Here is a 16,573-nt window from a genome sequence, read left to right as displayed (position 1 = left end):
GCCGGGCGCGCTGCCGCCACCCGCCGGGCGCGCGAGGTTCAAGCATCCGCCCCCGCAGCCCCAAGCCAGGCGGGCGACCGCCAGGCACGCCACCATCACCCGCCGGGCGCCGGGCAGGCTGCAGGAACCAAGCCGCTGGACCCCGCAGCCCCGCGCCGAGCGGGCAGAGCGCCGGGCGCGCCGCCGCCCGCCAGGGTGCAGGAGGAGCAAGCGCCACCAGCCTGCCGAGCCCCGCGCCCGTGCGCCGCGTGGGCGAGCGAGCCGCCACCCACCCCGAGCACGCGCGTTTCGTGCCGCCAGGCAGCAAGAACGTGCAGGACCGCGCCACCGCCCCCGCCGGATACTCCCCCGCATGACCTCGTTCAGCTACGCCGCGAACCCCGTGCGGGTGGTCTTCGGCTCGCTCGACTCCCTCGGCGAGGAAGCCGACCGGCTCGGGATCGGCCGCGTCCTGCTCATCGGCCGTCCTCGGCACGGGGACCGGGCCGCCCAAGTCCTCGGCGCTCGGCTCGTCGCGCGGTTCGAGGATGCCGCCATGCACACCCCCGTCGATGTCACCGAGCGCGCCCTCAAGGTCGTCGCCGAGCACGGTGTCGATGGGGTGGTCGCCGTCGGGGGTGGTTCGGCCACCGGGCTCGCCAAGGCCATCGCCCTGCACACCGACCTTCCGCAGCTCGTCGTCCCGACCACCTACGCCGGTTCCGAGCTGACCGCCGTCCTCGGCCAGACCGCCGACGGCCGCAAGACCACGCAGAAGACCCCGAAAGTCCGGCCCGAGACCGTCCTCTACGACGTCGACCTCACCCTCGGCCTGCCCGTGCCCGTCTCCGCCGCCAGCGGGCTCAACGCCCTCGCCCACGCCGTCGAAGCCCGGTACGCCCCCGACGCCAACCCGATGACCGACCTGCTCGCCGCCGAGTCGATCAAGCTCCTCATGCGCGCCCTGCCGCGGATCGCCGCCGATCCGTCCGATGTGGACGCCCGGAGCGACGCGCAGCGCGGGGCCTGGCTCGCCGGCCTCTGCCTCGACGCCGTCCAGATGGGACTCCACCACCACCTCTGCCACCACCTCGGCGGCAAGTTCGGCCTCCCGCACGCCGAAACCCACGCCGTCCTCCTGCCGTACGTCATGGCGCACCAGGGCCTCGACGACGCCGCCGACGTCTTCGAACTGGCCGCGAGCCTCCCCATCCCGCACTCGCTCGCCGAGCTGGGGCTCACCGAAGCGGACCTCGACGGCGAACCGGAAGCCGACCTCCTCCGCCAAGCCCTCACCGGTGCCCGCCCGGCCATTCGGCCCAGCCTCAAGGCGCTCACCAAGCAGGTCGTCGACAGCTTCGCCGGCGCGCCCGACCGCGTCCGGACGCTGCTCACCGACCTCGTCGAGACCCTGCACGGCTACGCCATCCGCACCGACCTCACCCAGGACGAGTGGGAGTACGCCATCGGCTTCCTGACCCGCGCCGGGCACATCACCACCGACACGCGCCAGGAGTTCATCCTGCTGTCGGACACCCTCGGCGTGTCCAGCGTCGTCGACGTCCTGACCAACTCGCGCACCCCGGACACGACGCCGTCGGCCGTGCTCGGCCCCTTCTACGTCGAAGGGCCGCCCGAAACCCCGCAGGGCGCCGATCTCGCCGAAGGACTGCCCGGCAAGCCGCTGGCGGCCGACATCCTCGTCACCGACACCGAAGACCGGCCCGTCGCGGACGCGGTCGTCGACGTCTGGCAGTCCAATGAGGACGGTTTCTACGACGTCCAGCTGCCCGATGTGGACGGTCCGGTGCTCCGGGCGCGCTTCCGCACGGACGAAAACGGGCGGCTGCGCTTCCGGACGATCGTGCCGAGCGCCTACCCCATCCCCGCCGACGGGCCGGTCGGGCAGATGCTCGACGCCGTCGGGCGGCACCCCTACCGCGCCCCGCACGTGCACTTCATGATCGCCAAGCCCGGCTACCGGACGCTGATCACGCAGCTGTTCGTCGCCGGCGGCGACTACCTCGACTCCGACACCGTCTTCGGTGTCAAGGACGACCTGATCGTCGACTTCGGCGACGGCCGCCTCGACTTCACCTTCCGGATCTCAGGGAGTGGCGCATGAACTACGACACCGACGTCATCGTGGTCGGCAGCGGCCCGGCCGGTGGCTCGGCGGCCCTGCTGCTCGCCACCTACGGCGTGCCGACCGTGCTGGCCACCAAGTACGGCTGGACGGCCAACACGCCCCGCGCGCACATCACCAACCAGCGCACCATGGAGGTGCTGCGCGACCTCGGCGTCGAGGACAAGGCACTGGCCGTCGGGACGCCGCCGGAGCTGATGGGCGACACCGTGCTCTGCACGTCGCTGACCGGGCCGGAGATCGGCCGGATCGCCAGCTGGGGCACCGGTGACCGGTCGGCGTCGGAGTACGGCGCCGCGAGCCCGTGCCACATGATCGACCTGCCGCAGACCTACCTCGAGCCGATCCTGGTGAGCGAAGCCGCCGCCCGCGGCGCGAAACTGCGGCTGGACACCGAGTTCCTCGACTTCACCCAGGACGCGACCGGCGTCACCGCCCGCTTCCGCGACCGCGTGCGCGGCGACGAGTTCACGTTGCGCGCCAAGTACCTCATCGGCGCCGACGGGGCCCGCAGCCGCGTCGCCGAGCAGGCCGGGCTGCCCATCGCCGGGCAGACCGGCAAGGCCGGCAGCATGAACATCACGTTCACCGCCGACCTCGCGCCGTACGTGGCGCACCGGCCGAGCGTCCTCTACTGGGTCATGCGGCCGGGCGCGCACCTCGGCGGGATCGGGATGGGCCTGGTCCGGATGGTGCGCCCGTGGAACGAATGGCTGCTGACCTGGGGCTACGACATCGAGCAGGCGCCGCCGGAGGTCGACGTCGAGGAGGCGACGCGGCTGGTGCGCGACCTCGTCGGCGACCCGGGCCTCGAGGTCGAGATCACCTCGACGTCACTGTGGACGGTCAACCACAACTACGCGACGGAGTACCGCAGCGGACGGGTGTTCTGCGCCGGGGACGCCGTGCACCGGCACCCGCCGTCCAACGGGCTGGGCTCGAACACGTCCATCCAGGACTCGTACAACCTGGCTTGGAAGCTCGCGATGGTGCTGCGCGGGGAGGCGGGCGAAGGGCTGCTCGACAGCTACTCCGCCGAGCGCGCTCCGGTGGGCAAGCAGATCGTCGACCGGGCGAACCTCAGCCGCGACCAGTTCGGGCCGATCTTCGCCGCGCTGGGCATCACCGGCGACACCGACGCCGAGGGCATCACCGCCGGGCTCGAGACCTGCCTCGCGCCCACGGCCGAAGGCGCGCGGAAACGGCGTGAGCTGGAGAAGGCCATCGAGCTGAAGCACTACGAGTTCAACGCGCACGGCGTCGAGATGGACCAGCGGTACGCCTCGGGTGCAGTGCTGCCCGACGGCGTCACGGCCACTTCGGACCGCGATCCCGAGCTGTTCCACCGGCCGAGCACCGAACCGGGCGCGAAGCTGCCGCACGCCTGGCTGGTGGGCCCGCACGGCCGCCGCGTGTCCACTTTGGACCTCGTCGGCGGCGGCCGGTGGACGGTGCTGACCGGGCTCACCGGCACCGCGTGGCGCGACGCCGCGGCGAAGGTCGGCGCCGAGCTGGGCCTCGACCTGCGCGCGGTGCGCGTCGGCGACCCGGAAGGCCGCGACGCGTACGGCGACTGGTCCCGGCTGAGCGGCATCGACGAGGACGGCTGCCTGCTGGTCCGCCCGGACGGCTACGTCGCCTGGCGCCACGCGACGGCGTCGCCCGAAGCGGCGAAGTCGCTGCTCAGCGCCCTGCGGAAGCTGCTCGACCGGGAGTGATCACGGCGTGGTGACCCCGGTGAACGTCACCGGGGTCTTCGGGGGGCCGCTGCCGTCGCCGATGCCGGGTTTCGCCGGGTCGACGCCGTCGCGAGCGACGTCGTCCAGGACGGCCAGCCCGGCGTCGTCGATGCTGCCGAACACCGTGTACTCCGGCGGGATCTCCGTCTCGCCGAAGACCAGGAAGAACTGCGAGCCGCCGGAGTCGGGTTCGGCCGTCTTCGCCATGGCCAGGACGCCGCGGCCGTACGTCAGCTCGGGGAACACCTCGTCGCGGATCGTGTAGCCGGGGCCGCCGGTGCCGTCGCCGACGGGGTCGCCGCACTGGAGCATCTGCAGCCCGGCCGTCACGGAGAGCCGGTGGCACGACGTGCCGTCGTAGAAGCCCTGCTTGGCCAGGCTCAGGAAGTTGACCACGGTGCACGGCGCCAGCGCCCGGTCCAGCGTCAGCCCGATGCCGCCCGCCGTCGTGGCCAGCCGCACCGGGACGGTGCCGGACGACGGCGCCGGGCCGTCGGGCGGCAGGGCGACCTTCTTCGGCGCCGGCGCGCCGGGGTCCGGGGTGAACGCGCAGGTCACGGGGTCGGCCAAGGGTTTCGCCCGCTTCGGCATCGCGGCCCGGCCGGCCGCGATCGACACCGGTGTGCTCGGCGCGGTCGCCGGAGCGGAGGACGGCGATGACGGCGCGCTGGTCCAGAACGCCCCGTCGGCGTAGGCGTCCGGCTTGCGCAGGAACCCGGGGTACCCCCAGGCCAGGAACGCCAGCGCCATCAGGACGACGACCACGACGGATCCGGTGACCAGCACGATCGCCGTGGTCGACGACCGCTTCGGCGGTACCGGCGGCTGCCACGGCGGCGGCGGGAACGGCCGCTGCCCCGGTTCGGTCATCCGTGCTCCCCTCGTCGGCCGCCCATTGTGCCGCGAAGGCCTCCTTCCCGGGAGGGGTTCCGGGAAGGAGGCCCCGATCACGGGAGGCCCCAGGGTGAAGCCGGCCCGCCGGGCGCGACCGGCCGTACCGCGAAGTCCGGCCGGTCACCCTTCCGGTGCACGAAGGCGTCCCCGCCGCGTTCCAGGTCGACCTGGACGTCACCGTTCGCCAGCCGCCGCCAGCGCCGGGCGCGGCCCCGCGCGTCCGTCACCGCCAGGTCGCCGTCGATGCCCGGCCGCAGCACGCACGGCGCCCCGGCTTCGCTGTGCACCTTCAGCCAGCGCGTGACCCCACCCGATCGCGACGCGCTGAGCAGGAACGCGCCCTCCGTGCGGAAGTCCCGCAGCGCGATGTCGCCCCAGGCGGCGGGCACCGCCGGGAACAGCCGGAGGACGCCGCCCCAGCTCTGCACCAGCATGTCCTGCAGGGACTTCGCCGCCGACAACGGCGTCTCGATGACCGGCCCGGACTCCTTGTACATCGTGTTCGGCTGGATGAAGCGCCGCTGCAGCTCGCCGAGGTAGAACGCGGCCTGCTCGCCGCGCAGCATCTGCGCCGAGATCGACGCCGCCCCGGTGAAGGTGTAGCCCTGCAACGCGCCCTCGAAGCCGACCCAGTGGTTCAGCGACGTCTCGATGATCGGCCGGTGCTCGGGCTGCTCCCACGTGACGTCGTAGAGCGGGTAGATCTGCAGCAGGTGCGAGTAGTGCCGGTGCGACTTCGCGAACGGCACCCCGGCGCCGATCATGTAACCGTTGGCGTCGGCCGGGTAGTCGACGAGGTTCGCCAGGACGTCCCGCCACTTCGGGGCGAGCGGGTCGCCGGGCGCGGTCTGCAGCAACGTCTTGCAGCCCCAGCGGATCAGCGAGAGGTCGTAGGTGCAGTCGGGGGCGTTGACGCCGTACTCGGGCGAGAACGTCGGCGGCAGGTGCAGCTTGCCGTCGTCACCCGGGGCCAGGAAGTGCAGGTAGTAGTTGATCGCCTTGCGCAGCAACGGGACCAGCGTGCCGGACAGCAGGTTCCGGTCCAACGTGTGCCGGTAGGACAGCCACACGTTGTGCAGCGCCCAGGTCAGGTTGCCGACCTCGGGTGTCGGCGTGTCCCGCCCCGGGATGCCGACCGGGAACCCGCTGGTGGCGTTCGAGACGCCGTTGAGCAGGGTCATGTCCGTGGTGCGCGGGATGCCCGCCGAATCCGCCTGGTACGGCTGCGCCACCTGGCTCGTCAGGTTGGCGCGGTACTTGCCGAGCGCGTGGCTGACCGCGTCCAGGTCCAAGTGGTTCGAGCCGTGGATCAGCCAGTACTCGAGCTGGACGTTGAGGTTCCACCAGGTCGCGGGCCACGGCGTGTTCTCCAGCCACGGCCCGGACGTCGCCATCACCGGCGCCTCTCGCCGGGCCGCCGACGCCACCTTGTACAGCTGGATCCAGTAGAAGCTCTGCAGCCGGGTGTCCGGAATGGACAGAAGGCTCGCCCGGTAGTAGTCGTGCCACCAGCGCCGGTGGTCCTGGGTCAGCGCGGCGAAGGGCTGGGCGCGGCGGACCGTGCCCAGCGCCCGAGCCACCGACGTCTTCTCCGGGTGCGACCACGCGACCGACGTGTAGAGCGTGCGCGCGCCACCCCGCGTGACTTCCCGCCAGGCCGTCACGTGCTCGCCGCCCGCCAGCAGCGGCTGCACGGCCAGGTGGGCGTCGCCGCTGTCGCCGAGCCGCACCGGCGGGTTCGCGGTGTAGCCCGCCGGTGGCGGCTTGTTCCACACCGGGTCAGCGCGCGGGCTGACCGCGACCGCCGGGTGGAACACCCACCGGAACCCGCGTTCTCCCTCACTGGGCCGGATCTCGACCGCGAGCAACGGCTGTCCGGTGTGGACGACCGCGCGCAGGCTCATGCTGCCCGCGGTGGTGGTGATCGTGCCGGTCAGCTCGGCGTTCCACAGGTCCAGCCGCCAGTCGAGCGCGGTGATCGCGCCGACCGACTCGAGCGTGAAGTACCCGATGCGCAGCCGGGCCAGCCCGAACAGCGACCCGAACTCCGGCCGGTGGTCCTGCACCTGGCTGTGCTGAACGTTGAAGCGGATCGCGTTCTTCCCCGGCTCGGCGTAGATGCCCGAGCCGAGGAAGCCGTTGCCCAGGAACGGGCCTTCGTACCAGGTCTTGGGCAGCCGCCGCCAGACCAGGTCGGCGGTACTCAGGAACCCGGGCCAGCCGAAGTCGTCGCCGCCGGGGGTGTCGGCGTACGCGGGGGTGAACCCGGCCGCCAGCCCGGCGAGCGCCCCGCCGAGCACGGTTCTGCGCGTGATGTCCATGGTCACTCCGGCAGGCCCCACGCGGGGGCCGATCCGAGGGCAGGGACGTTCCGGGGCGCGAGGTCCGGCCGTCCGCCGCGCGGGGTGACGACGGCGGTACCGCCCCGCCGCAGGCCGATCGCGATCCGCCCGGGCCCGGCCGGGCGCCACGGCAGCCGCCTGCCGTGCTCGTCGTGGACGTCGACGTCCACGACGACGCCGTGCTCGAGCACCAGCGGCTCCCCGGCTTCACTGTGCACGCGGACGAACTCCGTCGTGCCACCGCGGCGGGAGGCGTCCACGAGGAACGCGCCTTCCGCGCGCAGGCCCGCGATCGAGGCGTCCCGCCAGGCAGCCGACACCGACGGAAAGACTTTGAGCACGCCGCCTGATCCCTGCATGAGCATGTCCACCACGGACTGCGCCGCGGTGATCGGGCTTTCGATGGCGAAGTTCGAGCCCTCGCGGTACATCGTGTTCGCCGTCAGCTCGGTGTTGTCCACGATGTTGCGGTCGAGGAAGAACTTCAGGTACCGCAACGCTTCCTCGGGCGCGTCCATCACGGAGCACATTGACGACGCGGCCGCGTAGCTGTACCCGTGCCAAGCCTGCTGGTCGGCGACCCAGTGGTCGAACGTCCGCTTCATCAGGTCGCGGTCGCCGGGCCGGTCCCAGACTCTCTCCCGCAGCGGGTACAGCCACAGCAGGTGCGAGAAGTGCCGGTGCGAGGCGGCGAGCGGAACGCCGTCACCGATGAGCACGCCGTTGGCGGGATCTTCGTGGTACGGCACGAGTTTCGCGCTGATCTCCTGCCAGATCGGCACGCGCGGCTCGTTGAGGCGCAGGATCCGGGCCGAGTCGACGAGCGTGCGCGCCGCCCACCGGATCAGGGACAGGTCGTAGGTGCAGTCCGTGGCGTCGGCGTACTCCGGCGACCGGGTCAGCGGAAGGTGCAGGGTCCCGTCGGGGCCGGTGAACAGGAAGTGGCGGTAGAAGTTCAGTGCCTTGGCGAGCGTCGGGTACAGGACGTCGCGCAGCACGCCGCGGTCCATGTGGTGGCGGTAGGCGAGCCAGACGTTGTGCAGGCCCCACAACAGGTTCCCGGTCTGGTCCGTTTTGGACGTCGTCCCGGGGACGCCGACCGAGCGCGTGCCGCCGGGCCGCAGCCGCCAGTCACCGGGGTGCGAGAGCGCGTACGTGTCGCCGTCGCGGTAGGCGGGCGGCACGGACACCTCGAGGTTCGCGTGGTCGCGCCGGAAGGTCTCGGTGACGGCGTCGAGCTCGGGGTGGTTGCTGCTGTTGACGATCGGGTAGGTGACCTGGACGTTGAGGTTCCACCAGACGGCGGTCCAGCTGTTGCCGACCTCCGGGAACCACGGGCCCCACTCGGACACGACCGGCCCGTCCTTCCGCGTGGCCGACGCGATCTTGTAGAGCTGGATCCAGTAGAACCGCTGGATCTGCTTGTCGGGCACCGAAACGAAGCTGCGCCGGTGGTAGTCGTTCCACCAGCGGCGGTGCCGGGCGAGCAGGACGTCGGGGTGCATGGCAAGCGCTTTCCGGACGCCGTCGAGCGCGTCTTTCGTGTGCGTCGTGCCGGGGAAGCTGTAGGCGACGGTCGCGGCGAGCAGCCGTCGCGCCCCGATCGCGCGTTCGCGCCAAGCTGTCGTGTACCCGCCCCCGGCGAGCATCGGCTGCGCGCAGTACCCGTCGGCGAGCTCGGGCGCGGGGTTCGCGACGTACTCGGGTGGCTTGCGGACGGTCCGGGTGGTCGCCGACTCCAGCGGCCGGAACGCCCAGGCGGCCGCGGCCTCGCCCGCGCTGGGCGTCATCGAGACGAGCAGCACGCCGAGGTCGTTGTGCACGACCGCGGAGAAGGCGACCGAGCCCTGCGTGGTGGTGATGGTGCCGCCGAGCTCGGCGTTGTAGAGGTCGAGCGTCCAGTCGACGGCGGTGATCGCGCCGGCGAAGGTGAGCGTGAGGTAGCCGATCGGCAGGCGGGACAGGCCGATGCCCGCCTCCCACTGGATCCGCTGGTCCTGGACCTGGGTGTGGCTCAGCATCACCTTCAGCACCTGCGGCGTCTGCCCGGCGTAGACCTGCGCGCCGAGGTAGCCGTTGGCCAGGAACGGGCCTTCCTGCCAGTTCTTCGGCAGCCGCCGCCAGACCATGCGCGCATCGGCGGCGACATCCCGGTGCGGATTGGTTCCGGCGAGCGCCGGCGGAGCCGCCTTGGCCCAGAGTCCCCCGAAGGCGGCGGCCCCGGCGACGACCGAGGCCGAGCGCAGCACGGTACGCCGCGACACTGCATCCATGAAGCGTCCTCCGAATTCATACTACGTTTCACGAGATCGAGCGGCGGCGTGCGGCCATACTTGCAGAGGAGGACGGGAAAGGCCAGGGCGGTTCACCCGGAAAGCGGCAGAGACATCCGATGTCTACTCGCCACCGGGCGGGCTGAAGGGCCCTTTCCTCTCATCACATGCCAGGAACGGCCCCTTCACCGCATCAGATGCGATGAACGTCCCCTTCAGCACGCCCGACCGGTCAGGCGCCGGGCAGCGGTGGCAGCGCCGCCGACTCCAGCCAGCGCGTGAAGAACGCCGTCAGCGAACGGCCCGCCTGCGCTTCCGCCGCGGCGACGAACTTCTCCGTCGTCACCAGCCCGTGGCGGTTCTCGACCGCCCACCCCCGAAGCAGCGCGAAGAACGCCGGGTCGCCGAGCTCGGCCCGCAGCGCGTGCAGCGTCAGCCCGCCGCGCTTGTAGACCCGCTCGTCGAACATCCGGGCCACGCCCGGGTCGGCGATGCGGACGTCCGCGGGCTTGGCCTTGATCCGGGCGTGCCAGTCGCGGGCCAGTGCCGCGGCCGACGGCCCGCCGGACTCTTCCGACCACAGCCACTCCGCGTACGTCGCGAAGCCCTCGTTGAGCCAGATATGGCGCCAGTCCGCCACCGTCAGGCTGTTGCCGAACCACTGGTGGGCCAGCTCGTGCACCACGAGCCGCTCGTGGGTGCGGCGGCCGTCGACGTGGTTGGCGCCGAAGATCGCCATGCCCTGGGCCTCGATCGGGTCGTCGAGGTCGTCGTCGGTGACCACGATGACGTACTCGCCGAACGGGTACGGCCCGAACCACCGCCGCAGGACGTCCATCATCCGGCCCTGGCGCCCGAAGTCGCGGTCGAACGCCCGGCGCAGGCGCGGGGGCACGGCCGCGCGCTGCGGCACCGGATCGCCCCGGCCGGTCAGCTCGACCTCGTCGTAGCGGCCGATCTGGACGCTCATCAGGTACGTAGCCGTCGGCTCCGGCCGGTCGAACACCCACCTCGTGGTGCTGCCCCGGACGGTGCGCTCGACCAGGTTGCCGGTCACCGCCACCAGGTACGGCGACGCCGTCGTCACGCTCACCCGGTAGGTCGCCTTGTCCGACGGGTGGTCGTTGCACGGGAACCACGACGGCGCGCCGACCGGCTGGCTCGCCACCAGCGCACCGTCGGTCAGCTCGTCCCAGCCGACGTCACCCCAGCGGCTGCCCACCGGGCGTGGGTTGCCGACGTAGTGGACCTCCACCGCGAACTCCGTGCCCGCGGCGATCGCCTTCGCCGGCTTGACGTGCAGCTTCGCGCCACGCTTGAGGTACTTCGCCGGCCTGCCGTCGACCAGCACGCGGTTGATCCGGAAGTCCGCGAAGTCGAAGCTGACGCGGGAAAGCGCCTGCGTCGCCTCGGCGGTGATCGCCGCGGACGCGGACAAGCGGTTCGGCGCGACCTTGTAGTCGAGGGTCAGGTCGTAGTGGCGGACCCGGTAACCCCCGTTGCCGTGCGCGGGGAGGTAGGGATCGCCGGAGGTGTCCGCGCCGGGAGCAGGAGCCTTCGAAATCACCCGTGGCGAACCTTTCCTCGTGCGTGCGGGAAACCAGGCTCGCACGGACGGGTCCGTCCGGCACGCCTGGCCTTCGTTACTTACCCGGCCACGCCGAGATCGGGTTGCCGAGCCAGCGCGTGTCGGCGGGGACCTCGTCGCCGCGGGTCACGAGCGAGCCGGGGCCCACCGTGGTGCGGTCGCCGATGCCGGCGCCGGGCAGCACGATGCCGTGCGGGCCGAGCGTCGCGCCCTCGCCGAGCGTCACCCGGGACATGCTCATGATCCGGTCGTGGAACAGGTGCGTCTGCACGACGCAGCCGCGGTTGATCGTCGCGCCGTCGCCCAGCGACACGAGGTCGGCCTCGGGCAGCCAGTACGTCTCCAGCCAGACCCCGCGGCCGATCTTGACGCCCATCGTGCGCAGCCAGGCGGTCAGCAGCGGGGTGCCGCCGACCGAGCCGATCAGCCACGGCACGGCCAGGGCCTCGACGAAGGTGTCGGCCAGCTCGTTGCGCCAGACGAAGGAGCTTCCACAGGGGGTGGTCGATCTCGCGGAACTTGCCGACCAGCAGCCACTTCATGACAGTCGCGGTCAGCGCCGCGACGACTCCGGCGGCCAGCAGGGCGGGCCCCGCGAGCAGCAAGGCGATACCGAACCCGAACAGCGAAGCCGCCCACAGCAGCCCGAACGCGACCACGACGGTCAGCGCGACCCCGCACATCACCGGGACGATCCGGCACAGCTCGACCAGCGCCCGCGCCGCCTTCAGGTGCGGCGCCGGGGTGTAGGTGCGGCTCGTGTCGGCCTCGCCGACCGCGCGGCGGACCGGCAGCGGCGGCATGCCGAGGTACGACGAGCCCTTCTTCGCCTTCAGCGGCGTCGAGGACAGGACACCGACCAGACCGCGCTTCGGCACCGAACGCCCCGGGGCGGTCATCCCCGAGTTGCCGAGGAACGCCTGCTTCCCGATCCGCGCCGGGGCGACGTGCAGCCAGCCGTGGCCCAGCTCGTAGGTGGCGACCATGGTGTCGTCGGCCAGGAACGCGCCGCTGTCGACCTTGGTCATCTTCGGCAGTGCCAAGACGGTCGACGCCTCGACGTTCCGGCCCACCTTCGCGCCGAGCAGCCGCAGCCACACCGGCGTGAACAGGCTGGCGTACAACGGGAACAGGCCTTCGCGGGCCATGCTCATCAGCCGCTCGGTCGCCCAGACCTGCCACGCGACGCGGCCGTGCACCGGGTGGTAGCCCTCGACCATGCCGATGCTGAGCGACCGCACCCCGACGAGCACGAGCAGCAGGTAGGCGCCGAAGTAGGCGATCGTCGCGACCGGCACGAAGATCAGCGCCTGGGTGAACGCGTCCAGAAGCGTGGACGCACCGGCGATCGCGTAGCCGAGCACGGCCACGCCCGCCAGCGCGGCGACACCGGGCAGGAAGCCGAGAGCCAGGGACGTGGCGCCGTAGACGGCGGCCCAGAAGTGCGACCGCGGCGGGCGGCTCGACGGCCACTTCAGCGCGTCGCGCTCGTCCTTGCCGACGCGGGACGCGGGCGAACCGGCCCAGCGCTGCCCGGCCGGGACGGCGCCGCGGACGGTCGAGCCGGCCGCGATCTCCGCGCCCTTGCCGATCCGGACGCCGGGGAACAGCGTGCTGCGCGCGCCGACGCGGGCTTCCGCGCCCACGCGGACCTTGCCGATGTGCACGACGTCGCCGTCGACCCAGTGGCCGGACAGGTCGACCTCGGGCTCGATCGCCGCGCCGCGGCCCAGCTTGAGGAAGCCGGTGACCGGCGGCGGCGAGTGCAGGTCGACGTCCTTGCCGATCCGCGCGCCGAGCGCCTTGGCGTACGTCGTCATCCACGACGCGCCCGCGACGCTGTCCGCACCGGAGAACTCGGCGAGCTTCTCGGCCGTCCACAGTCGCAAGTGGACACTGCCACCGCGCGGGTACGTGCCGGGCCGGACGCCGGAAAGCAGGACGCGGGCACCGGTCGCGGCGATCGCGATCCGGCCGCCCGGGCTGAACAGCACGACCCAGGCGAGGACGAGCCACGCCCAGCTCAGCGTCGGCGCCCAGGCGAACCCGAGCAGCGCCAGGAGGTTCGACAGCGCGGCGGCGAGCGTGGCCCAGCGCAGGCCGACGAGCCCCATCAGCGGAACCATCAGCACCGTCTGGACCACTCCGGCGCGGCGCTTCGTCGGCGCGATCTCGCGGCGCTCGGTGGCCTGGCCGCTCAGCGCGTCCAGCATCGCGGCCAGCGCGCCGAGCTTGGGGTTGGCGTAGACGTCGGCGACCGACACCTGCGGGTGCCGGGTGCGGATACGGGCGACCACCTGGGCGGCGGTCAGGCTGCCGCCGCCGTGCGTGAAGAAGTCGGCCTTCGGGCTGTCGACCGACACACCGAGGATCTCCGCCCACCCTTCGGCGAGCCACGTCTCGGTCGGCGTCAGCCCCGAAGCCTCCACTGTGGACAGCGGCCACGGGAGGGCGGCGCGGTCGACCTTGCCGGAGGTGCGGGTCGGCAGGTCGTCGACGACGGCGAGCAGCGGCACCAGCGCGGCGGGCAGGTGCTCGCGCAGCCGGTTCGCGGCCTGGTCGTGGTCGAACGGCTCGCCGCCCGGGACGACGTAGCCGACGAGGACCTGGTTGCCCGCCTTGGTGCGGCGGATCGCGGCGGCCGCGCCCTGCACGCCCGGCAGGGCCTGCAGCGCGGCGTCCACCTCGCCCAGCTCGATGCGGCGGCCGCCGAGCTTGACCTGCTCGTCGAGGCGGCCGAGGAACAGCAGGCCGTCCTCTTCGGCGCGGACCATGTCGCCGGAGCGGTAGGCGCGCTGCCAGCCCAGCGACGGCAGCGGCGCGAACTTCTCGGCGTCCTTCGCCGCGTCGAGGTAGCGGGCCAGGCCGACGCCGCCGATGACCAGCTCACCGGTCTCGCCCATGGCGACCGGCTCGCCCTCGTCGTTGACCACGGCGAGCTGCCAGCCGGACAGCGGCAGGCCGATCCGGACCGGGCCCTCCCCGGTCAGCTGCGCGGCACAGGCGACGACAGTGGCCTCGGTCGGGCCGTAGGTGTTCCAGACTTCGCGGCCTTCGACGGCGACGCGCTCGGCCAGCTCCGGCGGGCAGGCCTCGCCGCCGAAGATGAGCAGGCGGACGTCCTCGAGCGCGTCGGCGGGCCAGAGCGCGGCCAGCGTCGGCACGGTCGAGACGACGGTGATGCGCTGCGCGACCAGCCACGGCCCGAGGTCGACGCCGGTGCGGACGAGCGCGCGCGGCGCCGGGACCAGGCAGGCGCCGTGGCGCCAGGCCAGCCACATCTCTTCGCAGGAGGCGTCGAAGGCGACGCTCAGCCCGGCCAGCACGCGGTCACCGGGGCCGATGGGCTCCTCGGTGAGGAACAGTTCGGCTTCGGCGTCGACGAAGGCGGCGGCACTCGCGTGCGTCACCGCGACGCCCTTGGGCTTGCCGGTGGAACCCGAGGTGAAGATGATCCACGCGTCGTCGGCCGGGCCGGGGGCCCCGCGGCGGCCGCCGGGCGTCGAGTGGACCTCGATCTTGCCGTCGGTGGCGACCGCGGCGACCTGGGCCTCCTCGAAGACCAGCTCGGCGCGTTCGTCCGGGTCGTCCGCGTCGACCGGCACGTAGGCCGCGCCGACGGACAGGGTGGCGAGGATCGCGACGTACAGCTCGGCGGTGCCGGAGGAGATCCGGATGCCGACGCGGTCGCCGAGGCCGACGCCGTAACCGCGCAGCCGGCGGCCGTAGGCGTCGATCTCCTCCAGCAGGCGCCGGTAGGTGAGCGTGGTGGTGCCGTCGTCGAGCGCGGCGGCGTTGGGGTGCCGCTCGGCGGTGGCGGCGAGGATGTCGAGCAGGGTGCGCTCGCTGGCGCCGAGTCCGGACCAGAACAGGGCCCGGTCGGCGACCGGGGCGAGGGTCAGGTCGGCCGGGGATTCGCCGGGTTCGATCGTGACGGTCATCGGCCGATCACCTCGACCGCGCCGAAGACGTGCAGGGACGAACCATGGGCGCGCAAGCCCACCACTCACCTTTCGGGAGCCTCAACCGGGCTTGCTCTCCGGTTGAGGCGCCCGCAACGACCATCCACGATACCCGTGGATGTACGAAAGGTATCCGCAGGGTCACGACGGAGTGTCGGACCTCACGCGCGGTGATCCCTAGCGGGTCCTGGCGGCCTTTCCGCCGACCTTCGGCTTCGCCTTCTTCTCGCGCACCCGCACGTTCACCCGGACGGGGCTGCCCGCGAAGCCGAATCGCTCGCGGAACTTGCGCTCGATGAACCGGCGGTAGCCGGCCTCGAGGAAGCCGGTGGTGAACAGCACGAGCGTCGGCGGGCGGATGCCGGCCTGCGTCGCGAACAGCACCTTCGGCTGCTTGCCGGACCGGACCGGCGGCGGGGTGGCCGCGATCAGGTCGGACAACCACGCGTTGAGCTGGCCGGTCGGCACCCGCTGGTCCCACGACGCCAGCGCCGTCCGCAGCGCCGGAGCGAGCTTGCGCACCGAGCGGCCGGTCAGCGCGGAGATGTTGACCTTCTCCGCCCACGGGACGCGGACCAAGCCGCGCTCCAGTTCGCGGACCATCGCGTGGCGGCGGTCCTCGTCGACCAGGTCCCACTTGTTGAACGCGAGCACGCAGGCGCGGCCCGCCTCGACGACCATCGTCAGCACCCGCAGGTCCTGCTCGGAGATCGGCTCGGCCGCGTCCAGCAGCACGATCGCGACCTCGGCCGCGTCGATGGCGGTCTTGGTGCGCAGCGAGGCGTAGTACTCGGCGCCGGCGGCGAAGTTGACGCGCTTGCGCAGGCCCGCGGTGTCGACGAACCGCCAGGTCTCGCCGTCCAGCTCGACCAGCGAGTCGACCGGGTCGACGGTGGTGCCCGCGACCGAGTCGACGACCGAGCGCTCCTCGCCGGAGAGCTTGTTGAGCAGGCTCGACTTGCCGACGTTCGGCTTGCCGACCAGCGCGACGCGGCGCGGCCCCGACGTCACCGGGCCGCCTTCGCGCGGCGACTCGGGCAGGGCCTTGAGGATGGCGTCGAGCAGGTCGCCGGAGCTGCGGCCGTGCAGGGCGCTGACCGGGTGCGGCTCGCCGAGGCCGAGCGACCACAGCGACGCCGTGTCGGCCAGCAGCCGGTCGTCGTCGACCTTGTTCGCGGCCAAGAGCACCGGCTTCTTCGAGCGGCGCAGGACCTTCGACACGGCCTCGTCGGTCGCCGTGGCGCCGACGGTCGCGTCGATCACCAGCAGCACCGCGTCGGCGGTCTGCATGGCCAGCTCGGCCTGCGCGGCGACGGAGGCCTGCAGCCCGGTCGCGTCCGGCTCCCAGCCGCCGGTGTCGACCAGGGTGAACTTGCGGCCGCCCCAGTAGGCGTCGTAGGCGACGCGGTCGCGAGTCACGCCCGGGACGTCCTGCACGACGGCTTCGCGGCGGCCGAGGATGCGGTTGACCAGCGTCGACTTGCCGACGTTCGGGCGGCCGACGACGGCGAGGACCGGCTGCGCGAGCGCGGCCTCCTCGGCCAGCTCGGCCGCCTCGATCTGCGCGTCGAGCGCGGCGAACTCGGTCTCGTCGGACCAGGTGCCGTCGACTTCGCCGACGCTGTCCAGCTCTTCCATCACTACCCAATT

The 16,573-nt window shown here is 72.4% G+C and carries 7 protein-coding genes and 1 pseudogene; 2 read left to right on the top strand and 6 right to left on the bottom strand.

What is annotated here, in order from left to right; translation table 11 throughout:
- Window positions 1-352: 352 nt before the first annotated feature.
- The gene (locus tag QP939_RS32835) at window positions 353-2,104 is read left to right on the top strand and encodes a maleylacetate reductase and hydroxyquinol 1,2-dioxygenase domain-containing protein (RefSeq protein WP_285450106.1); all 1,752 of its coding nucleotides are present in this window, start codon (window positions 353-355) and stop codon (window positions 2,102-2,104) included.
- Entirely contained in the window at window positions 2,101-3,843 is a 1,743-nt protein-coding gene (locus tag QP939_RS32830) for an FAD-dependent monooxygenase (RefSeq protein ID WP_285450105.1), read from the top strand. The genes QP939_RS32835 and QP939_RS32830 overlap by 4 nt, the downstream gene beginning before the upstream one ends.
- Here the strand turns inward: QP939_RS32830 and QP939_RS32825 are convergent, their stop codons facing one another.
- The 6 genes and pseudogenes from QP939_RS32825 to der all read right to left on the bottom strand — a co-directional run bounded on the left by QP939_RS32825 (window position 3,844) and on the right by der (window position 16,561).
- Window positions 3,844-4,734 (bottom strand): peptidylprolyl isomerase, encoded by an 891-nt coding sequence (locus QP939_RS32825; RefSeq protein WP_285450104.1) that lies wholly within the window; start codon window positions 4,732-4,734, stop codon window positions 3,844-3,846.
- Window positions 4,735-4,811: 77 nt separating this feature from the next.
- Entirely contained in the window at window positions 4,812-7,079 is a 2,268-nt protein-coding gene (locus QP939_RS32820; protein ID WP_285450103.1) for a glycosyl hydrolase family 95 catalytic domain-containing protein, read from the bottom strand.
- Between the two features lie 2 nt (window positions 7,080-7,081).
- Window positions 7,082-9,373 (bottom strand): glycosyl hydrolase family 95 catalytic domain-containing protein, encoded by a 2,292-nt coding sequence (locus QP939_RS32815; protein WP_285450102.1) that lies wholly within the window; start codon window positions 9,371-9,373, stop codon window positions 7,082-7,084.
- 232 nt (window positions 9,374-9,605) lie between these two features.
- The gene (locus QP939_RS32810) at window positions 9,606-10,940 is read right to left on the bottom strand and encodes a M1 family metallopeptidase (protein ID WP_285450101.1); all 1,335 of its coding nucleotides are present in this window, start codon (window positions 10,938-10,940) and stop codon (window positions 9,606-9,608) included.
- Between the two features lie 76 nt (window positions 10,941-11,016).
- Window positions 11,017-14,902 (bottom strand): annotated as a pseudogene (locus tag QP939_RS32805) (Pls/PosA family non-ribosomal peptide synthetase).
- 198 nt (window positions 14,903-15,100) lie between these two features.
- Window positions 15,101-16,561 (bottom strand): ribosome biogenesis GTPase Der, encoded by a 1,461-nt coding sequence (der, locus tag QP939_RS32800; RefSeq protein ID WP_285450100.1) that lies wholly within the window; start codon window positions 16,559-16,561, stop codon window positions 15,101-15,103.
- Window positions 16,562-16,573: the final 12 nt, after the last annotated feature.

It is taken from the genome of Amycolatopsis nalaikhensis, assembly GCF_030264295.1.
GTDB lineage: Bacteria > Actinomycetota > Actinomycetes > Mycobacteriales > Pseudonocardiaceae > Amycolatopsis > Amycolatopsis nalaikhensis.
This window is presented reverse-complemented; position numbering and strand designations above follow the sequence as displayed.